Origin of the sequence: Methyloversatilis sp. XJ19-49 (genome assembly GCF_024580145.1) — a bacterium.
Lineage (GTDB): Bacteria > Pseudomonadota > Gammaproteobacteria > Burkholderiales > Rhodocyclaceae > Methyloversatilis.
The window spans coordinates 119,002-142,578 of sequence record NZ_JANINI010000009.1; the positions used below are offsets into that span (position 1 = coordinate 119,002).

At 65.6% G+C, this 23,577-nt stretch carries 23 protein-coding genes; 13 read left to right on the plus strand and 10 right to left on the minus strand.

The window, feature by feature from the left end; all coding sequences use genetic code 11:
• The first annotated feature begins 60 nt into the window (after positions 1-60).
• Entirely contained in the window at positions 61-420 is a 360-nt protein-coding gene (locus NMQ16_RS12270; RefSeq protein ID WP_069039234.1) for a dihydroneopterin aldolase, read from the plus strand.
• Here the strand turns inward: NMQ16_RS12270 and NMQ16_RS12275 are convergent.
• On the minus strand, positions 359-904 hold the full coding sequence (locus tag NMQ16_RS12275) for a methylated-DNA--[protein]-cysteine S-methyltransferase (RefSeq protein ID WP_257080990.1): 546 nt from the start codon (positions 902-904) through the stop codon (positions 359-361). The two genes, NMQ16_RS12270 and NMQ16_RS12275, sit on opposite strands and share 62 nt — an antisense overlap.
• A complete protein-coding gene (locus NMQ16_RS12280) occupies positions 901-1,482 on the minus strand; it encodes a chalcone isomerase family protein (RefSeq protein WP_257080991.1) in 582 nt (193 codons plus the stop codon). The genes NMQ16_RS12275 and NMQ16_RS12280 overlap by 4 nt, the downstream gene beginning before the upstream one ends.
• A 198-nt stretch (positions 1,483-1,680) precedes the next feature.
• Here NMQ16_RS12280 and NMQ16_RS12285 point away from each other — a divergent pair, with 198 nt between their 5' ends.
• The 3 genes from NMQ16_RS12285 (at position 1,681) to ybaL (ending at position 6,286) form a co-directional block, all read left to right on the plus strand.
• Positions 1,681-3,054 carry a tetratricopeptide repeat protein gene (locus NMQ16_RS12285; protein ID WP_257080992.1) on the plus strand — a complete coding sequence of 458 codons (1,374 nt, stop codon included), beginning with the start codon at positions 1,681-1,683 and terminating at the stop codon, positions 3,052-3,054.
• Between the two features lie 9 nt (positions 3,055-3,063).
• Positions 3,064-4,464 (plus strand): FecR family protein, encoded by a 1,401-nt coding sequence (locus tag NMQ16_RS12290; RefSeq protein WP_257080993.1) that lies wholly within the window; start codon positions 3,064-3,066, stop codon positions 4,462-4,464.
• Positions 4,465-4,627: 163 nt separating this feature from the next.
• The gene (ybaL, locus tag NMQ16_RS12295) at positions 4,628-6,286 is read left to right on the plus strand and encodes a YbaL family putative K(+) efflux transporter (RefSeq protein WP_257080995.1); all 1,659 of its coding nucleotides are present in this window, start codon (positions 4,628-4,630) and stop codon (positions 6,284-6,286) included.
• Between the two features lie 13 nt (positions 6,287-6,299).
• Here the strand turns inward: ybaL and NMQ16_RS12300 are convergent, their stop codons facing one another.
• The 6 genes from NMQ16_RS12300 to NMQ16_RS12325 form a co-directional block, all read right to left on the minus strand.
• On the minus strand, positions 6,300-6,896 hold the full coding sequence (locus NMQ16_RS12300; RefSeq protein WP_257080996.1) for a MarC family protein: 597 nt from the start codon (positions 6,894-6,896) through the stop codon (positions 6,300-6,302).
• A gap of 227 nt (positions 6,897-7,123) precedes the next feature.
• Entirely contained in the window at positions 7,124-8,380 is a 1,257-nt protein-coding gene (locus NMQ16_RS12305) for a glutamate-5-semialdehyde dehydrogenase (protein WP_257080997.1), read from the minus strand.
• Between the two features lie 290 nt (positions 8,381-8,670).
• Positions 8,671-9,675 (minus strand): DNA polymerase III subunit delta, encoded by a 1,005-nt coding sequence (holA, locus tag NMQ16_RS12310; protein WP_257080998.1) that lies wholly within the window; start codon positions 9,673-9,675, stop codon positions 8,671-8,673.
• Positions 9,676-9,680: 5 nt separating this feature from the next.
• Positions 9,681-10,196 carry an LPS assembly lipoprotein LptE gene (gene lptE, locus NMQ16_RS12315; protein ID WP_257080999.1) on the minus strand — a complete coding sequence of 172 codons (516 nt, stop codon included), beginning with the start codon at positions 10,194-10,196 and terminating at the stop codon, positions 9,681-9,683.
• Positions 10,197-10,210: 14 nt separating this feature from the next.
• The gene (gene leuS, locus NMQ16_RS12320; RefSeq protein ID WP_257081000.1) at positions 10,211-12,847 is read right to left on the minus strand and encodes a leucine--tRNA ligase; all 2,637 of its coding nucleotides are present in this window, start codon (positions 12,845-12,847) and stop codon (positions 10,211-10,213) included.
• Positions 12,848-12,990: 143 nt separating this feature from the next.
• Positions 12,991-13,920, minus strand: a complete 930-nt coding sequence (locus NMQ16_RS12325; RefSeq protein ID WP_257081001.1) for a mechanosensitive ion channel family protein — start codon at positions 13,918-13,920, stop codon at positions 12,991-12,993.
• 155 nt (positions 13,921-14,075) lie between these two features.
• On the opposite strand from NMQ16_RS12325, the gene uvrD reads away from it, so the two are divergent.
• From uvrD to NMQ16_RS12340, 3 genes are read left to right on the plus strand one after another with little or no spacing between them, the layout of a single operon-like run.
• On the plus strand, positions 14,076-16,301 hold the full coding sequence (gene uvrD / locus NMQ16_RS12330) for a DNA helicase II (protein WP_257081002.1): 2,226 nt from the start codon (positions 14,076-14,078) through the stop codon (positions 16,299-16,301).
• Between the two features lies 1 nt (position 16,302).
• Complete coding sequence (locus NMQ16_RS12335; RefSeq protein WP_257081003.1) at positions 16,303-17,205, plus strand: tetratricopeptide repeat protein; 903 nt, start codon at positions 16,303-16,305, stop codon at positions 17,203-17,205.
• Positions 17,202-17,801, plus strand: a complete 600-nt coding sequence (locus NMQ16_RS12340; protein WP_257081004.1) for a poly-gamma-glutamate hydrolase family protein — start codon at positions 17,202-17,204, stop codon at positions 17,799-17,801. Before NMQ16_RS12335 ends, NMQ16_RS12340 begins: the two co-directional genes overlap by 4 nt.
• Here NMQ16_RS12340 and NMQ16_RS12345 read toward each other — a convergent pair.
• Both NMQ16_RS12345 and NMQ16_RS12350 read right to left on the minus strand, forming a co-directional pair.
• Complete coding sequence (locus tag NMQ16_RS12345) at positions 17,798-18,295, minus strand: hypothetical protein (protein WP_257081005.1); 498 nt, start codon at positions 18,293-18,295, stop codon at positions 17,798-17,800. The two genes, NMQ16_RS12340 and NMQ16_RS12345, sit on opposite strands and share 4 nt — an antisense overlap.
• A gap of 109 nt (positions 18,296-18,404) precedes the next feature.
• Entirely contained in the window at positions 18,405-19,172 is a 768-nt protein-coding gene (locus tag NMQ16_RS12350) for a ParA family protein (protein ID WP_257081007.1), read from the minus strand.
• Positions 19,173-19,280: 108 nt separating this feature from the next.
• Between NMQ16_RS12350 and NMQ16_RS12355 the strand changes: the two genes are divergently transcribed.
• From NMQ16_RS12355 to NMQ16_RS12380, 6 genes are all read left to right on the plus strand, one after another.
• Positions 19,281-20,264, plus strand: a complete 984-nt coding sequence (locus NMQ16_RS12355) for a quinone oxidoreductase (protein WP_257081008.1) — start codon at positions 19,281-19,283, stop codon at positions 20,262-20,264.
• Between the two features lie 80 nt (positions 20,265-20,344).
• The gene (locus tag NMQ16_RS12360; protein WP_257081009.1) at positions 20,345-20,683 is read left to right on the plus strand and encodes a hypothetical protein; all 339 of its coding nucleotides are present in this window, start codon (positions 20,345-20,347) and stop codon (positions 20,681-20,683) included.
• Positions 20,684-20,797: 114 nt separating this feature from the next.
• Complete coding sequence (locus NMQ16_RS12365) at positions 20,798-21,457, plus strand: SDR family NAD(P)-dependent oxidoreductase (protein WP_069039250.1); 660 nt, start codon at positions 20,798-20,800, stop codon at positions 21,455-21,457.
• Between the two features lie 37 nt (positions 21,458-21,494).
• The gene (locus NMQ16_RS12370) at positions 21,495-22,121 is read left to right on the plus strand and encodes a ParA family protein (protein ID WP_257081010.1); all 627 of its coding nucleotides are present in this window, start codon (positions 21,495-21,497) and stop codon (positions 22,119-22,121) included.
• Positions 22,118-22,753: an NADPH-dependent FMN reductase gene (locus NMQ16_RS12375; RefSeq protein ID WP_257081011.1), complete on the plus strand. Its 636-nt coding sequence runs from the start codon at positions 22,118-22,120 to the stop codon at positions 22,751-22,753. The genes NMQ16_RS12370 and NMQ16_RS12375 overlap by 4 nt, the downstream gene beginning before the upstream one ends.
• A gap of 41 nt (positions 22,754-22,794) precedes the next feature.
• The gene (locus tag NMQ16_RS12380) at positions 22,795-23,568 is read left to right on the plus strand and encodes a fumarylacetoacetate hydrolase family protein (RefSeq protein WP_257081013.1); all 774 of its coding nucleotides are present in this window, start codon (positions 22,795-22,797) and stop codon (positions 23,566-23,568) included.
• The last annotated feature ends 9 nt before the right edge of the window (positions 23,569-23,577 follow it).

Below are 23,577 nucleotides of genomic sequence, written 5' to 3' on the forward strand. Positions count from 1 at the left end.
ATGTGACGGGCCCGACGTAGAATCCGATCATTCTAGTTCCACACAGGCAGCACGCGAGTCATGGACTGCATATTCATCGAAGGCATGAAGGTGACCGCTTCGGTCGGTATTTACGCCCGCGAAAAAGCGCATACGCAACAGCTGGAAATCAGCATGACGTTTGGCGTTCCGGATGCCGCAGCCGAAAACGACGACATCAACGACACCATCGACTACGCCGAAGTGGTCAATCGCATCCGCGCCGAACTGGGCCAGCGCCACTTCAATCTTCTGGAAACGCTGGGCGAATTCGTCATCCACATGATGCTCGAAGACTTCAAGGCGCCATGGGTCAAGATATCGATCGCCAAGACCGGCATCATGAAAGATGTGCGTCAGGTCGGCGTGACGATAGAGCGCGGCCGTTCGCCGACAGCCTGAAGCCGCCCGCGGCGGCCTCGTGCGTCAGCAGCCAGTGCTTGATGCCGGGCAGGAAGCCGGTGGTCGAATGCGCGAAGCCACCCAGCCTGCCGCCGGCCGCAACGATGCGGTGGCAGGGAATCACGACCGGAAAGCGGTTGGCACCGCAGGCGCCGCCGACCGCGCGTGGCGAACTGCCGATCTGCGCCGCGACTTCGCCGTAGGTCAAGGTACTCCCCGGTGAGATCGTCCGCATCACCTGCCAGACCGTGCGTTGATGTGCCGAACCGGCGATGGCAAGCGGCAGGTCGAACGGGGTCAGCGGATCTCGCAGATAGGCCGTGAGCTGGGTTGTGACCTCGCGGCCAAGGGCGCAGCGCGCACTGCGCGTCAGCCCGGCAGCGAGGAATTCGATGCCGGCAACCGTGTCTGCCATCAGCCGAACGCCAAGTGCGAAGCCCGGTGCGCCAACGATGACGTCCCAGTCGTCTTCCGCCGTGCTCATTGCGCGGTATGGCCCGCCAGCAGCTGTACCTTCAGATCGTCCTGCGTGGGCACCGGGCCGATCCATACCGCGAGCAGGCCGCGATAGAAATCTTCGCCCTTGATCAGCGTGGTCGACGGCTGACCATCGACCACGATGCGCGTACCGCGGCCGGGGATCCAGTCCAGCGCCAGCCGGCTGCCAGATTTCACGGATCCGATGGCCAGCACCTGTTCCGAAAAAGCCCTGATGCGCGGCTGCATCGCTTCGTACTCTTCTCGCGGAAGATTTTTCCTGATGCCGCGGATCAACGGCTTGTTGAAGTGCTCGGCCGGTACATCGACCATCGACACGATTTCGATCCGCTTGGCGCCCGGCACTGCCATGGCGCTGTCGAGGCTGTCGGCGGGTGCGCCCAGATAGAGCCCGATGGCGTACGCCTTGAGCGAATAAAGGCTGCGAATGCCTTCGCCATTGAGCTTCAGTGGCGCATCGGCGACGCGGGTAACCGGCTCGAAACGCTGTGCCGCAGGCTCTGCTGCGTACAGCGGAGCGGACAAGAAGACAGTGATGAACAACGCGAGGGCGCGTGACGGCATGCCGGACTCCGTGCGGGGCGAGCGTCGGATTATCCCGCGTCGTCATGCGATGGCAACGCTGAAGCGGCAAAGATGACAGATTTGTTTAGGAAGTAGCCTTAAAAAACGGTTGCAACCTATTGTTTTTCATGTCTTGAGGTGCAAAGATTGAGGGCCTGAATATTCAGTTGCCGCATGTTTCCGCGGCAGGGAGAACACATGAAAACAACGAAAAGGTCAGCGTGGCGTGCCCATCGGGCGTCCGCTTCTGGTTTGCGACGATGGCTCTACCTTCCGGCTGTCGTGCTGTGGCTGGGTAGCCAGGCGCATGCGCAGTCGGTGACCGAACAGGCCGCGGCACACATTGAAGCGGGACGTCATGCAGCGGCCTACGCCTTGCTGGCGCCGCAGGAAAGCGAACGTGCCGGCGACCCGCAATTCGATCTGCTGCTCGGCATCGCTGCGGTCGAAACCGGTCGTCATACGCTGGCGGTGTTCGCACTCGAACGGGTGCTGGCGTTGCAGCCGGATAACGCGCGTGCCCGCGCCGAAATCGGTCGCGCCTATCTCGCGCTTGGCGAATCGGCGAGCGCAAAACGCGAGTTGCAGGCGGTGCGCGGACAGAATGTGCCGCCGGAGGTCGCGCGCTCGCTCGACCGTCTGCTGTCGGCGATCGACCGCGCTCCGACAGAACCCAAGCCGTCATTCGCGGGTTTCATCGAGGCGGCGGTCGGGCGCGATACCAATGTGAACAGCGCCACGTCGGCTGGCTCGGTCGCGATTCCGGGGCTGATCGGCGACTTCACGCTGACCGGCGACAGCCGCAGTCGAGACGCCTGGTTCTCGTCACTCGCCGGCGGCATCAATGCCCGAATTCCGCTCAGTCGAGAGTGGGCGGTGGTGGGTGGCGTGTCCGGGGCCGGTCGCTTCAACGGCGGTGAATCGCGCTTCGACACGACCGCGGTCGACGGCAATGCAGGCGTCGCCTGGACACGTGGCGCGAACCGCGTCACCGCCGCGTTGCAGGGCGGCATCTTCGAGGTGGACAACGACAAGCTGCGCGACTACACCGGCCTGAGCCTGCAATGGCAGCACACGCACGACGCGCGCAACCAGACGACCGCCTTCATGCAGCACGTGCGCCTGCGCTACGACGGCAGCAACGACGTACGCGACGTCAACCGGAACATCTACGGCGTCGGTCACGCCCACGTGCTGCAGGGTGGCAAGACGATGATGTTCGGCAGTTTCTATCTGGGCAGCGAAACCGGTCGCAACGATCTGCCTTCCGGCGTCAATATCGCCGGCAACGATGTCATCGGCTTCCGTGTCGGCGCCCAGCACACGCTCGACCCGCGCTGGCTGCTGTTCGGCGCGCTCGCTCATGAAGCACGTGATTACGAGAATCCCGACCCCTTGTTCCTGCGCGTGCGCGACGATACCTTGACCACGCTGTCGCTCGGTGCAACCTACGCGCTGACCGAACGCTGGTTGTTGACGCCGTCGGTCACGCTGATGCGCAACGATTCCAGTTTCAGCATCAATGATTATCGCCGCGGCGTTGCGCAGTTCGCCGTGCGCCGTACGTTCTAGGAGACCGCCATGATCCGGATTTTCAGGCCAGTTCCGCTGGCGCTCGCCATGGCTGCCGCGTTTCCGCTCGCCGTGAATGCCGACAGTGCGGCACGCGTCGAATTCACCGCCGGCGAAGTCCGCGCGGTCGCGGCGGACGGACGCAGCCGCCCGCTGACGCGCGGCGCCCAGGTGGGCAGTGGCGACACCATCGACACCGGCAGCGGGCGTGCCCAGATGCGCTTCACAGACGGTGCGCTGGTATCACTGCAACCGCAGACACAGTTCCGCATCGACCAGTACGCATTCGCCGGCAAACCGGACGAGGACCGCGGCTTCTTCAATCTGCTCAAGGGCGGTCTGCGCACCATCACCGGGCTGGTCGGCAAGGCGAATCGCAGCAACTACAAGCTCACCACCTCGGTCGCCACCATCGGCATCCGCGGCACCGAGTTCTCCGTGGCCTACGGCAATAGTGTGAATGTCACGACCGGCGATGGCGCCGTCGATGTGTGCAACGGTGCCGGATGCCTGACGGTCGAGGATGGCCAGAGCGCCTACGTTGCAGACCAGAACACGATACCCGTCATCATTGAGGTCAAGACAGACCTGCCGCCGCCGCCGCCATCGAATGCGTCGGGCGGCGTCGAGCCAGCGGTGAGCAATGAAGTGTTTCTCGTTGGCGAGGAACGCGACGACGACGGCGATCTGGTCACGCTTGACGGGCTGGACCCGCAGGGTGACCTGCAGTCGGGCGACGGCTATTACGTGTATGGGCAATACACCGAACAGTACGGCGGCTATGGCGGCCTGGTCACGCTCACCGGTGTCACCACGGTCATCGAGGGCAGCGCACTCAAGTCAGCCGACAACGGCGACAGCGGCGTGCTGACTTCAGGCACCGTCGTGCAGTCGGCACAGGACGGCATCATCGGCTGGGGCCGCTGGGCCAGCGCGTCATGCTCCGGCTTTTCGTGCGATGGCGACGTCATCGCCGACCTGCATTACGTCACCGGCCGTGCCACGCCGGATCTGGCGGCGCTCGGCGGCATCAGCGCGACCTACAGCCTCAGTGGCGCAACGACGCCGACCACCTCGGGAGGCGCGCCGGGTGGCGCGGTCAGCGGTACGCTGCTCGCCGATTTCAGCAGCTACACGGCTGATCTGGATCTCGGCGTCACCGTCAGCGCGGTCACGTTCAACGTCTCCGGTTCGGGATCGATCAATTCGGGTACGGCCGCCTTTGCCGGCTCCTTCGACAGCTGCAGCGGATGCGGCAGCACACCGAACGGCAGCTTCCATGGTTTCTTCGCCGGGCCTGCAGCGGAGCGGGCCGGGGTGGTGTACTCCTTCGACAGCGCCATCGGCGGCATCGACAAGGTGACGGGCGCGGCGGTGTTCGCCAAGGGCGGTTCGAACATGGGCAACTGACGGCGCGCGCCGCGGCCGCGCGCGGCAGTCGTCTTTTCGGCGGCCCGGCACTCCTGGGTCGCCGACCCCTGGCTTTTCGCGTCCTGTTCCGACGCTGCGCGAACGATCCCCGCGCAGCGCGGTCTTGCTCCGTCGGCAGAAAAAAAAACGGACTCCACGCAACATGCCCCATCACACCCCGCTGATCACGACCATCGTCGGCGGTCTCGTGCTCGCGTTCATCTTCGGTTCACTGGCGCATCGGCTGCGCATGCCGCCGCTGGTTGGCTACCTCGTCGCCGGCATCGCGGTCGGTCCGTTCACGCCCGGCTTTGTCGCCGACGTCGCGCTGGCGCAGGAACTGGCGGAAATCGGCGTGATCCTGCTGATGTTCGGAGTCGGGCTGCATTTCTCGCTCAAGGACCTGATGTCGGTGAAGGGCATCGCCATCCCGGGGGCGATCGTGCAGATCGGCATCGCCACGCTGCTCGGCATGGCACTGGCCTGGGCGATGGACTGGACCGTCGGGGCCGGCATCGTGTTCGGGCTGGCGCTGTCGGTCGCCAGCACGGTTGTGCTGCTGACGGCGCTGCAGGAACGGCGGCTCGAAACCACCCGACGAGGGCGCATCGCCATCGGCTGGCTCATCGTCGAAGACATCGCCATGGTGCTGGCGCTGGTGCTGATCCCCGCCTTCAGTGGTCTGCTCGGCGGCCAGGGTGATGCGCTGAGCGGCGATGCGCTGCTGAAGACGCTTGCCATCACGCTGGGCAAGGTGGCCGCTTTCGTCGTCGTCATGCTGGTGGTCGGACGCCGGGTGATCCCCTGGACGCTGGAACGCATTGCCGATACCGGCTCGCGCGAGCTGTTCAGGCTCGGCGTGCTGGCCATCGCACTCGGTTTCGCACTCGGCTCGGCCTATGTGTTCGGCGTGTCGTTCGCGCTCGGCGCCTTCTTTGCCGGCATGATCCTGAGCGAATCCGAACTGTCGCACCGTGCAGCCGAAGAGTCGCTGCCGCTGCGCGACGCGTTTGCGGTGCTGTTCTTCGTGTCGGTCGGCATGCTGTTCGATCCGTCCATCGTCGTGCGGGAACCGCTGCTGGTGCTCGCCACCGTGTTCATCATCGTCATCGGCAAGTCGATCGCCGCGGCGGCCATCGTGCGCGCCTTCGGCCATCCGCTGAGCACAGCGCTGACGGTGTCGGCCAGCCTGGCCCAGATCGGCGAGTTCTCCTTCATTCTTGCCACGCTGGGTCTGTCACTCGGGCTGCTGCCGGAAACCGGGCGCGACCTGATACTGGGTGGCGCCATCATTTCCATCCTTCTCAATCCGTTGCTGTTCGTTGCACTGGACCGGCTCAAGCCCTGGCTGGAAGCACGCGAAGGCGGTGCGAGCGCAGTCGCACCGGATACCTCCGCCGCAACCGGAATCGAAGGTCATGTAGTGCTGGTCGGCTTCGGCAAGGTCGGCCACCGCATCGTGATGGCGCTGCTGGAAAGCGGGCACCAGGTGGTCGTCATCGAAGACCACGCGGAAGTGGTCGAGGCGTTGAACGGTGACGGCATCCCGGCGCTGTACGGTAACGGTGCGGCGCCCGGCATGATGGAGGCGGCGCGCATCGAAAGTGCGCGCTTCCTGCTGGTGGCCATTCCGGATGCGCTGGAAGCGGGCCAGATCATCGAGCATGCGCGGCGCATCAACCCGGACATCGAAGTGATCGCGCGTGCCTACACCGACGCCGAACTGGCGCACCTGGAAAAGCACGGCGCGACCCACACCGTCATCGGTGAAACGGAGATCGCGCGCGGCATGGCGCAGCGGGTCATCGACGCAATGGTCTGAGTCAAAGGGCGTCTCAAAGGGTGTCGATGAAGTTGCGGATGCCGGCCAGCAGCATTTCGATCGAAACCGCACACAGCAGCAGTCCCATCAGACGCTCCAGCGCAGCCGTGCCGCGTTCGCCGAGCCGGCGGATCAGCGGTCCGGCTGCCAGCAGAACGAGCGTGGTGACGGCCATGGCGGCGCTCATCGCGCCCAGCCAGGTGTAGAAGCGCTCGGGCTCGCGCGATACCAGCAGCATCACCATGGCCATCGCCGACGGGCCGGCGATCAGCGGAATCGCCAGCGGCACGATGAATGGCTCGCCACCCGACCACTCGCCGAACACGCCGTCCGGCTGATGGAAGATCATGCGCAACGCGATCAGGAACAGCAGCACGCCGCCGGCGATGCCGAGCGATGTTTCCGAAAGCTGCAGCACGCGCATGACCGATTCGCCGGCATACATGAACAGCACGAGCGCCAGCCAGGCAGCGAAGCATTCGCGCAGGATGACGAGCCGGCGCCGCTCCCGCGGCACGTCCTTCATCAGCACCGTCATCACCGGCGCATTGCCGAACGGGTCGAACAGCAGCAGGAGCAGGATGCTGGCGGAGAGGAAGCTATCGGACATGTTCTTGAATCAGGTGGCGCGCGTGAGGGAGACGTTGGGCATCGCTGCGCTCACCCCAACCTACGGAGTGCGGCACGCAGGTACGGTTAGCGCAGCAATGCCGAACATGACGGTGCCACCCGGCAGATCGGTAGGTTGGGGTGAGCGCAGCGATGCCCAACATGACTCCCCGAAAGACTCGCTCCTCGCCGAAGCACCGATAAGCGCCCCGGTTACGGTACGGACTCTCAGGACCGCACCTGGCCGTCTCCCAGCACCACCCATTTCTGGCTGGTCAGACCGTCCAGGCCGACCGGGCCGCGGGCGTGGATCTTGTCGGTCGAAATGCCGATCTCCGCACCCAGTCCGTACTCGAAGCCGTCGGCGAAGCGGGTCGATGCGTTGATCATGACCGATGCCGAATCGACCTCGCGAATGAAGCGCATCGCCCGCGTGTGATTCTCGGTGACGATGGCGTCGGTGTGCTGCGAGCCCCAGCGGTTGATGTGGTCGATCGCGTCATCGAGCGAATCGACGATGCGCACCGCGAGGATGGGCGCCAGATACTCGGTCGCCCAGTCGTCGTCGGTGGCAGTCGTCATCGCCGGCACCAGCGCCCGCGCGCGCTCGCAACCGCGCAGTTCCACGCCCTTGCCGAGGTAGATGTCGGCCAGCCGGCCGAGCACGCGCGGCGCGGCGGCGACGTGCACCAGCAGCGTTTCCATCGTATTGCAGGTGCCGTAGCGGTGGGTCTTCGCGTTGTCCGCGATGCGTACCGCCTTGTCGTCATCCGCCTGCTCGTCGATGTAGACATGGCAATTGCCGTCAAGATGCTTGATCACCGGTACCTTTGCATCGCGCGAAATGCGTTCGATGAGCCCCTTGCCGCCGCGCGGCACGATCACATCGACGAACTGCGGCATCGTGATCAGCTCACCCACCGCCGCGCGGTCGGTGGTGGCGACCACCTGCACTGCGGTTTCCGGCAGACCGGCAGCGACCAGACCGTCGCGCACGCAGGCTCCGACTGCCTGATTGCAGCGCGCCGCTTCCGAGCCGCCGCGCAGGATGGCCGCGTTGCCGCTCTTCAGGCACAGCGCTGCTGCGTCGGCCGTCACGTTCGGCCGCGCTTCGTAGATGATGCCGATCACTCCCAGCGGTACGCGCATCCGACCCACCGTGATGCCGCTCGGACGACGCTTGAAATCGGTCATTTCGCCGACCGGATCGGGTAGTGCGGCCACCTGTTCCAGACCAGTGGCCATGGCTTCGACGCCCTTTGCAGTCAGCGTCAGACGGTCGATCATCGCTGCGTCCAGGCCGTTTTCACGCGCAGCGGCCACATCTGCGACATTCGCCGCCAGCAACTGCGGTGCGCGGTCGCGCAGCAGCGCTGCGATGCGCATCAGCGCATCGTTCTTCACCGCCGTCGACGCCTGCGCCACGACGCGCGACGCGGCCCGGGCCTGACGGCCCAGCGTGTTCATGTAGTCCTTGATGTCCATCTTGTGTCCTGGAGTGCTCGGTCGCGGTGACTGCGGGTAAAGGCGGATGAAAGCAGAAAGCGCGGCGGCGTGCCACCGGTTTCTGGCAAGCGAGGGGCCGGGGTGTGGTTGTTGGGCATCGCTGCGCTCACCCCAACCTACGGGTTGGGCGCGGGCGGTGATGCTGCGCACGGTTCGGCGATGCGATGCCGTGTCGCGGGTCGGGCTTCTCCTTGTAGGTTGGGGTGAGCGCAGCGATGCCCAACAGCAATCCGTTACTCACGAACGAACACCGGCCCCCGAGGCAACGCTCAGCGTGCGCAGACCCTGAGCGCGATCTGCAGGAACTCGTCCCACACATCGCCGCGCGCAACCCCCTTGATCATGCGGTCGAGCCGGGCCGCCTGCATCAGTGCCGTGCGCGTGGCCCCGGATGACAGCCGCGCCAGCGCACGCCGGTACGGCGACTGCCGGGCGCCGAAGATGCGGGCGGTGGCCAGCGCTTCGTCGGTACTGCGGCCGGCATCCATTTCAGCTCGCGCAGTGGCCAGCGTGCGCAGTTCGGCCACGATGATCCACAGCACCAGTGGTGCCGCCACGCCTTCGGCGCGCAGGCCGTCGAGCAGCCGGCTGGCGCGCGCTGCATCGCCAGCCAGCAGCGCCTGACGCAGGTCTTCCACGTCGTAGCGCGCGACGTCCATCACCGCGTTACGTACCTGTTCCAGCGTCAGCTCGCCCGGCGGATGCAGCAGTCCGAGTTTCATCACTTCCTGATTGGCGGCCAGAAGATTGCCTTCGACATGGGTCGCCATGAACTCGAGCGCCTCTCGATCCGCGCTCTGCTGCTGGCGTGCCAGCCGCGCGGCCAGCCAGTCCGGCAGGCGATCGAGCGGCGGTGCGTTCAGCTCCATCACCACGCCGGTCGCCGACAGCGCGCCAAACCAGGCGCTCTTCTGTGCTTTCCAGTCCATCTGCGGCAGCGTGATCAGCGTGACGGTGCCGGCGGGCGGACTGGCGGCGAAGCGCGTCAGTACGTCACCACCGTCGCGTCCCGGCTTGCCGGTCGGAATGCGCAGGTCGATCAGCTTGTCGCCACCGAACAGCGACATGTTGCCGGCCGCTTCGGCCAGCGCCGACCATTTGAAGTACTGCGTCACCACCAGCACTTCGCGCTCTGTGAAGCCGCGCGCCCGCGCCGCGGTACGGATCGAATCCGCCGCTTCGATGACCAGCAGCGGCTCATCCCCGTGGAGCAAGTAAAGTGGCGCGAGCGAGCCCTTCAGGTGGCTGTCGAGCTGTTCGGCGCGCAGCTGCATGCGCGTCAGGCGGGCTTCTTCTTGATCGCCTGCAGCCGGCGCAGCAGCTGCTGCACGACGTCGCCCTGCATTTCGGCGTACAGCAACTGTTCTTCCTCCTGCTTGGCCAGCACTTCGACGTCATTGGACGTCAGGTCGCGTCGGACTTCGATCGTCGACACCGGCGCGATCTCTTCTCCCTTCACCGTTCTGACCTTGAATCCGAAGCGCTGCCGCAACTGGTATTCGCGCACCCGGCCGGCGGAATTCAGACTCAGGATGACCTTCTCGACCCGGTTTTCCGTGATGTCGATGACCGCCTCGGCTTCCTTGATCTCATCCGTGACGCGGGTCGTGCTCTGGGCGTCGATGGCGCGACGGATCTGCGCCGTCATTTCGGCGTAAGGGCTGGCATTGATGAACACGGTCGCGAATGGCAGGTCTCGCACGCCGCGCAGATGGAAGCCGCAGGCGCCGAGCAGCAGCGCACTGCCGGTGGCGGCGATCAGGCTGCGGCGGGCCTTGAATTCTGGGGCTGTCACACGTTTCTCCCGCATCAGCACACGATGTTGATCAGGCGGCCGGGCACCACGACAACTTTCCTTGCCGGCTTGCCTTCCATGAATTTCTGCGCCGCCTCGCTGGCCAGCGCCTGCGCCTCGATGACGTCCTTCGCCGCATCGGCGGCGATGCGCAGGCTGCCGCGCAGCTTGCCGTTGATCTGCAGCACCAGCTCGACTTCATCCTGCACCAGCGCCGAGTCGGCCGGCTCCGGCCAGGACGCGTTCAGGATGTCGTCGCCGAAGCCGCAGTCGCGCCACAGCACGTGCGTGATGTGCGGACAGATCGGCGACAGCACGCGCAGCAGCATCGACAGGCCTTCGCCGATCACTTCTGCTGCAAGCGCGCCGTCGCGCGGCGCCTTCTCGAGCGCATTGAGCATTTTCATCGCGCCAGACGCGACCGTATTGAACTGCTGCTTGCCCAGATCGTAGCTGGCCTGCTTGAGCACCAGATGCACTTCGCGCCGCAGATCGGCCAGCGCAGTCGGCAGCTTCGCGCCGTCGAGCGTGGGGCGGGCCGGCATCCGGGCGCGCAGGTCGGCGTCGAAGCCCTGTGCGAAGGCCCACACGCGCTTCAGGAAGCGGTGCGCGCCCTCGACGCCAGCGTCGTTCCATTCCAGTGTCTGTTCAGGCGGGCTGGCGAACATCATGAAGAAGCGCGCCGTGTCGGCGCCGAATTCGTCGATGATGGACTGCGGATCGACACCATTGCGCTTGGACTTGGACATCGTGCCCATGCCCTGGAAATCGACCGGCTGGCCATCGGCGATCAGCGTGGCGCCGGTGATGCGGCCGGCGTCGTCGCGCAGCGGCGTCACCTCTTCCGGTGCGTAGTACTCGATGCCGCCCTTGTCGGTGCGGCGCGAATAGATGTGGTTCAGCACCATGCCCTGGGTCAGCAGGCGGCCGAACGGTTCGGTCACCGTGGTCAGCCCCATGTCGCGCATCACCTTGCACCAGAAGCGCGAATACAACAGGTGCAGAATGGCGTGCTCGATGCCGCCGATGTACTGGTCGACCGGCATCCAGTAATTGGCGCGCTCATCGACCATGGCGCCATCGTTGCCGGCCGAGCAGTAACGCGCGTAGTACCAGCTCGAATCGACGAAGGTGTCCATCGTGTCGGTTTCGCGCTTCGCAGGCGCGCCACACTTCGGGCAGGCGACGTGGATGAAGTCATCGCGTTTCAGCAGCGGATTGCCCGAGCCATCCGGAATGCAGTCTTCCGGCAGGACCACCGGCAACTGCTCGTCCGGCACCGGCACGTCGCCGCAGTGGTCGCAGTGGATGATCGGTATCGGACAGCCCCAGTAGCGCTGGCGCGACACGCCCCAATCTCGCAGTCGCCACTGGATCTTCTTCTCGCCGCCTTTTGCGGCGAGATCGGCCGCGACCGCATCGACAGCGGCCTCGTAACCCAGTCCGTCGTAGCGGCCGCTTGCGGTGCACAGGCCGTCCTTCGAGGCGTACCACTCGGCCCATGCGTCGGTCGAGAACACCTTGTCGCCGAGCGAAATCACCTGCCGGATTGGCAGGTCGTATTTCCTGGCAAAGCCGAAGTCGCGTTCGTCGTGCGCCGGCACCGCCATCACGGCGCCGTCGCCGTAGCTCATCAGCACGTAGTTGCCCACCCACAGCGGCACCGCTTCGCCGGTCAGCGGATGCACGACGGTCAGTCCGGTCGGCAGGCCTTCCTTGTCCATGGTCGCCATGTCGGCTTCCATCACCGAGCCGTGCTTGCACCTTTCGATGAAGGCTGCCAGTTCGGGGTTGTCGCGCGCGGCATGCGTGGCCAGCGGATGTTCGGCGGCGACGGCGCAGAAGGTGACGCCCATGATGGTGTCGGCGCGGGTGGTGAACACCCACAGCTTGCCGTCGTCGATCAGCGCGCCCGCGTCATCGCGGATGTCGTGCGTGAAGGCGAAGCGAACGCCGGTGCTCTTGCCGATCCAGTTCGCCTGCATGGTTTTCACCCGCTCGGGCCAGCCTTCCAGCGTGTCGAGGTCGTTCAGCAGTTCGTCGGCGTACTGCGTGATGCCGAGGTAGTAACCGGGAATCTCACGCTTTTCGACCGGCGCACCGGTGCGCCAGCCGCGGCCGTCGATCACCTGTTCGTTCGCCAGCACGGTCTGGTCGACCGGGTCCCAGTTCACGACCTGGGTCTTCTTGTAGGCGATGCCCTTGTCCAGCATGCGCAGGAACAGCCACTGGTTCCACTTGTAGTAGGACGGCTGGCAGGTGGCCAGTTCGCGGCTCCAGTCGATGGCGAAGCCCAGCGACTGCAGCTGCTGCTTCATGTAGGCGATGTTGTCCCAGGTCCACTTCGCCGGCGGCACCGCATTCTTGATCGCCGCGTTCTCGGCCGGCAGGCCGAAGGCGTCCCAGCCCATGGGCTGCAGCACGTTGTAGCCGCGCATGCGGTGAAAGCGGGTCAGCACGTCGCCGATCGTGTAGTTGCGCACATGGCCCATGTGCAGCTTGCCCGACGGGTAGGGGAACATCGAAAGGCAGTAGTACTTCGGGCGGCTCGCGTCTTCGACCGCCCTGAAGGCGTGCGTCGTGTCCCAGTGCTGCCGGGCGGCGGCCTCGACGGCGGACGGCGTGTAGGCGGAGGTCTGTTTCTGTTGCATGGCGCGGGTTTGCAGCGAAGGTGGGATGCAAACCCGCGATTATAGGCTGTGCAGGGGCAGGGTCTGCCGACATTGAATCGAGATTCGCGTTCCTCGGGCTTGCAGCGCGCACACCACGGACCGCGATTCAATGTCATCAGAACCTATGCAGAGGACAGCTTGCGCGGGGCCAGCCGGCCATTCATCTGATCGATCAGCGCCTTTTCGGTCTCGCGCGCAAACGACAGCGTGATCTGCGGATACGGGATTTCGTGGCCGCGCGCATCGAATTCAGCCTTCAGCCGGCGCATGAACTCGCGCTTCACCTCCCACTGCGCCAGTGCCACCACCTTCAGCCGGGCGCGCAGCGTCACGGTGGAGTCGTCCCACGACTGGACGCCTGCGATGTCCAGATCGCCCAGAATCTTCGGCCCGAGTTGTTCATCCTCGCGCAGGCCGGCGGCGACCTCCTTCATGACCTCGAAGATGTCATCCACCCGCTCGCGGTAGTGCACACCGACGTCGAGCACCGCATGGGCGAATTCGCGCGAGCGGCTGGTGACGGTCGTGATTTCACCGTTCGGCACGAAGTGAACATTGCCTTCGTAGTCGCGCAGTCGCACGTAGCGCAAGGTCACTTCCTCGACTGCGCCATCGTGGCCTGCAATGCTCACCACGTCGCCGACCCGGATCTGGTTCTCGAGCAGTACGAAGAAGCCCGCGAACAGATCCTTCACCAGACTTTGCGCCCCGAAACCGATGGCGATGCCGGCGACGCCCGCGGTGGCGAGCAGCGGTGCGACCGACACGCCGATCACACTGAGCACCAGGCCGCCGGCGATGACGAACACCACCACCGACGCAGCGTAGCGTGCCACGCGCACCAGCGTGTCGATGCGCTTGACGTCTTCGATGCAGTCGGTGCGGTTCTTCAGCGCGGCGTACACGAGGTTGATCGCGCGCCGCGCCGCCAGGCGCAGCCCCCACGCCAGCAGCAGGATGAAGCCGAGCCGTATCGACAGGTCAAGCAGCAGCGGCAGGCGTTCCATCGCCCAGCTGTAGAACCACATGGTCCATTGCGTCCATTCGGCCATTTTTAGGTTCTCCCTTGCAGTGAAGTCATCCTTCCCGACACCCTCAAGTCGTGTCGGTTCCCGTCATCACGACATTGAAAGCAGAGGCCGGGCGCGGTTCGCGCCTGCCATCGCCCACCGCTGCAGTGGCGGGCTGCGCGGTTAGAATCAGCCGGATGAACGCAAATCCGCTCCTCGCCGGTCTGAACGAGCCGCAGTTCCAGGCGGTGACGCTGCCCTCGCAATCGGCACTCATCCTCGCCGGTGCCGGCTCCGGCAAGACGCGCGTGCTGACCACCCGGCTCGCCTGGCTGATTTCGACCGGCCAGGTCTCGCCGCACGGCATCCTGGCGGTCACCTTCACCAACAAGGCGGCCAAGGAAATGCTGGCGCGGCTGACTGCCATGCTGCCGATGAATGCGCGCGGGCTGTGGATCGGCACCTTCCACGGCCTGTGCAACCGCATGCTGCGCGCGCACTGGAAGGAAGCCGGGCTGCCGCAGCTGTTCCAGATTCTCGATTCGGCGGATCAACTGTCGGCCATCAAGCGCCTGCTCAAGGCGCTGAACATCGACGACGAGAAATTTCCGCCGCGCGAACTGACCTACTTCATCAATTCGGCCAAGGAACAGGGCCTGCGGCCGCACGAAGTCGAAGCCTTCGACGACTTCGCACGCCGCCGCGTCGAGCTTTATCAGGCCTACGAGGCACAGTGCCAGCGCGAAGGTGTGGTCGATTTCGCCGAACTGCTGCTGCGCTGTTACGAACTGCTGACGCGCAACGAACCGATCCGCGCGCACTACCAGCGGCGCTTCCGACACCTGCTGGTCGACGAGTTCCAGGACACCAATGTGCTGCAGTACCGCTGGCTCAAGCTGCTGGCCGGTCTGGGCACCGAACATCAGGCAGCGGTGATGGCGGTCGGCGATGACGACCAGAGCATCTACCGTTTCCGCGGTGCCGAGGTCGGCAACATGCGCGACTTCGAGCGCGAGTTCCATGTCGACAACGTCATCCGGCTGGAACAGAACTACCGCTCGCACGGCAACATCCTCGACGCGGCCAATGCCGTCATCAAGCAGAACACCGGTCGGCTGGGCAAGAACCTGTGGACGGAAGCCGGCAGCGGCGAGCCGCTGCGCGTCTATGAGGCGTTCAACGACATCGAGGAAGCGCGCTGGGTGGTCGAGGAAATCAAGGCGCTGATCAACGATGGCGCGGCGCGCTCCGACATCGCGCTGCTCTATCGGAGCAATGCGCAGTCGCGCGTGCTCGAGCACGCCCTGTTTTCAGCCGCGATTCCTTACCGGGTGTATGGCGGCCTGCGTTTCTTCGAGCGGCAGGAAGTGAAGCACGCGCTGGCCTACATGCGACTGATCGCCAATCCGCACGACGACACCGCCTTCACCCGGGTGGTTAATTTCCCGACCCGCGGCATCGGCGCCCGCTCGCTCGAACAACTGCAGGACGCGGCGAAGGCGTCCGACTCCAGCCTTTACGGCGCGCTGAACCTGCTGACCGGCAAGGCTGCGCAGTCCGTCGGCCATTTCATCGATCTGGTCGATCAGCTGCGCTTTGCGTGCGAAGGTCTGACACTGCCGGAAATGGTCGAACAGGTGCTGGAACTGTCGGGACTGCGCGCGCACTACAAGACCGAGAAGGAAGGTCAGGAACGCATCGCCAATCTCGATGAAATCATCAACGCGGCGAGCAATTTCATCTCCGAAGAAGGCTATGCGCAGGTGGCGGCCGAAGACGAAGCCGCACCGCCTGATCCGCTCGCCGCCTTCCTGTCGCACGCATCGCTCGAAGCGGGCGAACACCAGGCCGATGCGGGTCAGTCGGCGGTGCAGCTGATGACGGTGCATTCGGCCAAGGGTCTGGAATTCGATGCGGTGTTCCTCGGCGGACTGGAGGAGGGTCTGTTCCCGCACGAGAATTCCATCCTCGAACGCGAGGGGCTGGAGGAAGAACGACGGCTGATGTACGTCGCCATCACCCGCGCGCGCCGCCGTCTTTACCTGTCATTCGCGCAGTCGCGCATGCTGCACGGCCAGACCCGCTACAACCTGCGCAGCCGCTTCTTCGACGAGATACCGGCCGAGCTGATGAAATGGCTGACGCCGCCCGCCACGGCGCGTGGCTTCGGCAGCTTCGGCAACGCGGCGGTGCCGCCACCGCCATCAAGCAGCAACCCGCGGACCTTCGGCAGCGGCCGCAAGTCGTCGTCGAGCAACGACACCGGTTTTCGCATCGGCCAGCAGGTCAGCCACGCGAAGTTCGGCAGTGGCGTCATCGTCAACGCCGAAGGCTCCGGCTCGGATGCCCGGGTGCAGGTCAATTTCGGCCGCGAGGGCGTCAAGTGGCTGGCGCTGGCGGTGGCCAAGCTGAGCGCGGTCTGACATGAACTGGCGCCTCGCCCTCCTGTTGTCGGCGCTGCTGTGCGGCGCGACCGGGCAGGTCTCGGCCAGCGATCAGTGGCGTACCGCGCATCTGCGGGGCGAATGCGAAACAGCGCTGACCGAGGCACGAGCCGCCGCGGACGCGGGCAGCGCAGAGGCCCTGCTGCAATTGTCCGACTGGCATTTTTTCGGCACCTGTCTGGACAAGGATGACATTGCCTCTGCGCGCTTCGCTCTGCAGGCGGCACAGGGCGGCATGGCGCGCGCGCAGACGGTGGTCGGTCAGCTGTACGCCAGCGGTCTCGGGGTCGAACGTGACGACGCCGAGGCGCGTCGCTGGTATCTGCTGGCGGCCGACGCCGGCGATGCCGAAGCCATGCTGTTGCTGGCGCGCCACATCGAAGCCGATACCACCAACCCGGTTGCGGCCGATGTCGCGCTGGCCTGGGCCAACCGATCGGCCGAAGCCGGCTATGCCCCGGCATTTGTCCATCTGGCGCAGCTGTACAGTGGCGGCGGCGCGCAGACCGACTACGCAAAGGCCGCGCAGTGGCTCGACCGGTCCATCGAGTCCGGTTACAAGGACAATGGCGTATGGGTCGCCTATTCATGGGCCTGCCTGAACCTCGGCCGCTACGACGATGTGCTGCATGCCGTCGATCAGGTGCCGAAGGAAGCGGCCGAGTACAAGGCGGCGCAGATCAACCGCGCACATGCACTGTTGCTGAATGGCCAGATCGGCAACGCGCGCGAGGTCTATGCCGCCAACCTCACGATGCGCGGCGAAGACGAGTTCCGTCGCATCCTGCGCGATGACTTCGCCGAACTGCGCCGCTCCGGCCGCGCGCATCCGGCGATGGCGCGCATCGAAAAGCTTTTCGCGATCGGCGCAGCCCCGCAGTGAGCCGTCAGGCGGCGCACCGGGATCGCTATCGGCGCTACGCCGAACTTGCTGCCGAACAGGTCGAGGGGCGCGACTATCGCGTCACCGCAGTGCGTCGTGGCAGCGGCATCGCGGTGATCGCGCCGCACGGCGGGCGCATTGAACGCGGGACGTCCGAAGTCGCGCGCGCCATCGCCGGCGAGGATCTGGACCTGTACCTGTTCGAAGGCTGCCTGCCGTCACTCAATTTCGAAACCCTGCATCTGACCAGCCGGCATTTCGACGAGCCGCGCGCGCTGGCGCTGATCGCCGGCTGCCGCACGGTGCTGGCGGTCCATGGCGTGGCCGATACCGGCGAGCGGGCGCTGCTCGGCGGGCGCGACAGCCTCCTGGCCTGCGCGATCGCCGATCGGCTGTTCGCGCGCGGCGTACGTGCCCAGGTGTCGGGCCACCGATATCCCGGCCGCGATGCCGCGAATGTCTGCAACCGCGGATCGAGCGGGCAGGGCGTACAGCTTGAATTGAGCGACCGCCTGCGCGGCGGGCCATTGGAAACTGCGGTGGTCGAGGCGGTACGACGGGCGCTTCTTGACAGGCTGAGCGCCGGCGAACCCTAGCTGCCGCCGCGCAATGGCGCCGCCAGATCACCGGAGCAATTCAGGTATTGCGCCGTGACGTCGCGCGGTGCCGGACCGGTGAAGGGGATTTCGATGTCGCCGCCGACCTGCCCCAGCACCAGCGTGCCGCCGAAGAACATGAAGTTGCGCATCAGCGTCGCCCAGTCCAGCCGCGCGTCGGCTTCGAAGCCGGGCAGCGTGAGCAGTCCTTCGTTGGGTACCAGCAGCACGGCGGGCCTGAACTGGCCGATTTCGAGCCGGGCCAGCACCGGTAATGCACCGCCGCCGGCTGGTGGCCTGACTTCCACCCGCGCCGCGACGTCGTCACCAACCCGTTCGCGCAGGATCTGGATGTCCCAGCCCTGAATCGACACCGCGCTGCCGCAGCGGCGCGGCCAGCCGCTGTCCAGTCCGACCACCGCGCGATAGCTGCCGGCCGCGCCGGCGGAAACGGTGCCCAGGCAAAGCAGGAGGAAGAGGAGGCTGCGAAGCATGGCCACTCAGACAGGGCGAAGCGGCTGCGAGTTCGACCGCACGGTTACCGCTGCCACCGCCTTCGCAGCCGCTGCGGCGCATCGAACGCAATCATCGCGACCACGGCCATCAGCGGCTTTCGAGCAGTTCGTACAGCGCAACGAATTCCTGGGTCACCTTGTGGCTGGGGGCGAAATGGATCAGCGGCTGCGCCGCTTCGTGCGATTCCTTCACCTTGACCGATGACGAAAGCGCGGCTTCGAGAACCGGCAGGCCTTCGTCGCGCAATTCCTGCACCACGCGCACCGGCAGGCTGGAGCGCGCCTGGAACTGGTTCACCACGATGCCTTCGAGTTTCAGCCGTTCGTTGTGGTCACCGCGGATTTCCTCGATGTTCTCGATCAGCGTGTACAGCGCCTTGCGCGAGAAATCGTCGCAGTCAAACGGAATGAGCACCGACTCCGCAGCGATCAGCGCACAGCGCGAGTAGAAATTGAGCGCCGGCGGCGTATCGATGTAGATGTTGTCGAAGTCGTCGAGCGCTTCCAGCGCCTCGCGCAGCTTGTAGATCTTGTAGCGCGACTCCAGCTTGTTTTCGAGTTCAGCAAGCTGCGGGCTGGCACTCATCACCGACAGACCCGGGTGCCCGGTGTCGCTGATGAATTCGGCCGTGTCGCGTGGCGTGAGCTTGAAATTGAGGATCTGGTCGAAGAAGTCGGCCGCACCCAGCTCCACCTTGTCGGCGGCATCGCCGAGCAGGTAATGGCTCGAATTGCACTGCGTGTCGAGATCGATCACCAGTGTGCGTTGGCCGCGCGTGGCGCTGATGGCGGCCAGATTGCAGGTGATCGTGGATTTGCCGACGCCACCCTTCTGGTTGAACACGACACGACGCATGACGGACTCCGGTGGACTCGAGCCTGCATTCTGCCAAAACCGACGGTGCAGTGCACCATGAACTTGGCCGGTAGAATCCGTGCTCATGTTCAGGAGCCTGCCCTTCCGATGACCGATTTCGCTGTACGCATGCACCGTACCGGTGGCCCTGAGGTGTTGCAGTACGAGGCGGTCGAGCCGTGCGACCCCGCGGCAGGCGAGGCGCGGGTGCGCCAGCACGCCATCGGCGTCAATTTCATCGACATCTACTACCGCTCCGGGCTCTACCCCATGCCGCTGCCCGGCGGGCTGGGCCTGGAGGCTGCCGGCGTGGTCGAAGCGGTCGGTGAGGGTGTGACCGACATCGCACCCGGCGAGCGCGTGGCCTATGCCGGCGGTCCGCCCGGTGCCTACGCCTCGGTGCGCAACCTGCCGGCCGACCGGCTGGTACGCCTGCCCGACGCGATCGATTTCGACACCGCCGCTGCCTTGATGCTCAAGGGGCTGACTGCGCAGTATCTGCTGCGTCGGACCTGCCGCATCGAACCGGGTGACAGCCTACTGCTGCATGCCGCGGCCGGTGGCGTCGGGCTGATTGCCAGCCAGTGGGCGCAGGCGCTCGGCGCGACGGTCATCGGCACGGTCAGTACGCCGGCCAAGGCTGAACTGGCTCGTGCCCACGGTTGCGCCCACGTCCTGACCGATGTGGCACCGGACGACCTGCCGGCGCAGGTACGCGCGCTCACCGGCGGCAAGGGCGTGCGCGTCGTCTATGACGGCATCGGCCGCGACACTTTCATGGCTTCGCTGGACTGTCTCGCCCCGCTCGGCATGATGGTCAGCTTCGGCAACGCGTCCGGACCGGTCGCCGCATTCGAACCCGCGCTGCTGGCGCAGAAGGGCTCGTTGTTCCTGACCCGGCCGACCTTGTTTCATTACGTGGCGCAGCGCGCCGACCTGCTGGCTGCCGCCGGCGAATTGTTCGCCCGGGTGGCCGACGGCACCGTGCGTGTTGCCATCGGGCAGCGTCATGCGTTGAAGGACTGCGCGCGCGCGCAGGAAGCGCTCGCTGCACGGCTTACCACCGGTTCGCTTTTGCTCATGCCGGAGTGAAGGATGAGGAAGGAGCGGGCGGAACACTCTGTGCCCGGCGTGGCACGCCGATTACCGATGGACCTTGCGGAGCATTCCCGATGAAGTTTCTGTTGTCGCTGCTGGCCTGCTGTTGCATGCTTTCACCCGCCATCGCGCAGACGCCTGCCCAGACGGCCTTTCTGAAGGCGGAAACGCGCAGGATCGAAGATCAGTTCGTTCGTCGCATCGTCGACATCACCCGCCTGCCCGACGCGCAGGTGCGTTCGGCGATGCCGGCGGAAGGCCGCATCACCGACCCGGCCGCGCGCGTGGTCGCGGCCATCGAACAGCAGCGTGGACAGCCGCTGAGTGACGAGCAGAAGCAGGCCATCGCGCAGGCCGACGAGGAACGCCGCAGTGCGCTGGTCGCGGCGCGTGCTGCAGCCAAGGAAAAATAGACGCGGCGCGCGAGTGCATCAGGCAAAGGCAGCACAAGGCCAGCAACATGGCCGTGACAGGTAACAGCGACATCAAATAGCCATCACAGCAGCGCTGGCCGGGAGAAAAACGATATGGGATCCAAGGTGTGCGCCATTGTCGGCATGGGAACCGGAGTCGGTGCCGCGGTGGCACGGCGCTTCGGCGCCGAAGGCTATTGCGTGGCGATGATTTCGCGCAATGCCGGCAAGCTCGAGCGCTATGAACACGAACTGGCCGCGCGCGGGGTGACCGCGCAGGGCTTCGTGGCCGACGCGGGGAGCGACGAATCCATCGTGTGCGCCATCGAAAGCATGCGCCACGCGATGCCGCCGCCCGAAGTGCTGGTGTTCAACGCCGCGGTTCCGCGCGAAAGCGCTCCGTCGGTGCTCGACCCGGAAGCCCTAGCGGCGGATCTGCGCATCGGCGTGCTGGGCGCGCTGATCGCAGCGCGCGCCGTGCTGCCGGCGATGCGCGCGGCCGGTCAGGGCAGCATCCTGTTCACCGGCGGCGGACTGGCGATGGAACCGGTCGCCGCGGCGGCTTCGCTGTCGGTGCAGAAGGCGGCACTGCGCAATCTGGTGTTCAGCCTGCATCAGGAGCTGTCGCCAGCCGGCGTGCATGCGGCGATCGTCACGATTGCAGGCGTGCTGCGCGAAGGCAGCCTGCTCGATTCGGCCCGAGTCGCCGACGCGTTCTGGACCCTGCATTCACAGCCCGGCGGCCAGTTCGCGCGGGAAATAGTGCTTTCCTGAGTGTACTTTCCTGAGCGTATTTTCCCGAGATTGCTGCATGTATAGCGTACTGGTTGCAAATCCCAAGGGCGGTGCCGGCAAGAGCACGCTGTCGACCAACGTCGCGGCGCACTACGCCACCCAGGGGGCCCGCGTCATGCTGGGCGACATCGACCGCCAGCAGTCGGCGCGCCACTGGCTGGCCCTGCGTTCGCCTCTGCTCGCGCCCATTTCCGGCTGGGACATCGAACCCGACCTGCCCGCCCGGCCGCCGCGCGGCACCACCCACGTGGTCATCGACACACCCGCGGGTCTGCGCGGAAAGCGGCTCGAAACCATGCTGCGCAGCGTCGACCGCATCCTGGTGCCGGTGCAGCCGTCGATCTTCGATATCCTCGCCACCGGCGAATTCCTGAACGAGCTGGCGCAACACAAACGCATCAGTTCGGCGCGGGTGCGCATCGGCATCGTCGGCATGCGGGTCGACACGCGCACGCGCGCCGCGCAGGAACTGGAGCGTTTCTGCGCCGGGCTCGATCTGCCGGTGCTGGGCTATCTGCGCAATTCGCAGCTGTACGTGCAGACGGCCGCGCACGGCATGAGCATTTTCGACCTGTCCCGCTCGCGCGCTCAGACCGACCGCGAACAGTGGCAACCCATCATCGACTGGCTGGACTCCCCATGAACAACCCGAACAGCAAAAGCCTGGCCGTCGTCCGCAACAGTTCCGAGGAGGAGGGCGTGAAGGCACGCATCCTGTGCTTCGCCGGCAGCACACGCGAGGCATCGTTCAACCGCAGGCTCGCACTGGCGGCAGCCCGTGCGGTCGAAGAGGCGGGCGGTGAAGCCACCTTCATGGACCTGCGCGATCATCCGCTGCCGCTGTACGACGGCGACCTCGAAGCGTCGGCCGGTCTGCCGCTGGGGGTGCGCCCGCTGAAGGAACTGTTCAAGTCGCATCACGGCCTGTTCATCGCGTCGCCTGAGTACAACGGTTCTTTCAGCGCGGTGCTGAAAAACACGCTGGACTGGATTTCCCGCCCGGCCGGCGACGAGGCCGGTACGGTGCCGTATGCCGGCAAGGTGGCCGCGCTCGCCGCGGCCTCACCGGGCGCACTGGGCGGCCTGCGCGGTCTGGTGCATCTGCGGGCGGTGCTGCAGTCGGTCGGCGCACTGGTGCTGTCCGAGCAGGTGGCCGTTGGCGGGGCGTCCACGGCCTTCACGTCCGAAGGCCGTCTGGCCGACGAGCGCCTGCAGCAGATGCTGGACCGCACGGCGATGCGTCTGGTCGACGTGGCGGCGCGCCTGCGCCCCTGATTTCTTTCCGCTGATTTTTTGTCCGATTCCAGGAAGCAACAATGAAATACCTGCGTGTGCGCCATCAGGGCGCCGAACGGCTGGGCCGCATTGCCGGCGACTCTGTTGAATTTCTTGATGGCGACCTGTTCGGCACGCCTCGCGCGACCGGCGAAACCGTGCCCCTGGCCGGCGTCGAGTGGCTGATGCCCTGCGTGCCGTCGAAGATGATCATCATCGTGAACAACTTTCATGCGGCCGTGCAGAAGGCCGGTGGCAGCGTGCCGGCCGAGCCGTTGTTCCTCGTGCGTTCGCCGACCGCACTGAACTGGCACGGTCAGCCGATCCCGAAACCGCTGGCCTTCGACGGTCGCGTGTTCTACGAAGGCGAACTGGGCGTGGTCATCGGCAAGGTTGCCCGCAACCTGGACGAGGCGCAGGCGGCCGACGCCATCTTCGGCTACACCTGCGTCAATGACGTGAGCGCGCTGGAACTGGTGGACAAGGACCCGTCGTTCGCGCAGTGGACCCGCGCCAAAAGTTTCGACGGCTTCGGCTGCTTCGGCCCGGTCATCGAAACCGACGCGCTGCCGGCCGATGCCGAAGTGGTCACCACAGTCGGCGGGCGCGAGCGTCAGCGCTATCCGGTGTCCGACATGATCATTCCGCCGGTGAAACTGGTGGCGATGATTTCGCGCGACATGACGCTGCTGCCGGGCGACGTGATCTGCTGCGGTACCTCGGTCGGCGTACTGCCGATGAAACCGGGCAGCACGGTCGAAGTGACCGTCACCGGGGTCGGTACCCTCAGCAACGTGTACGCGCCCGCTGACTGAACGACCTGC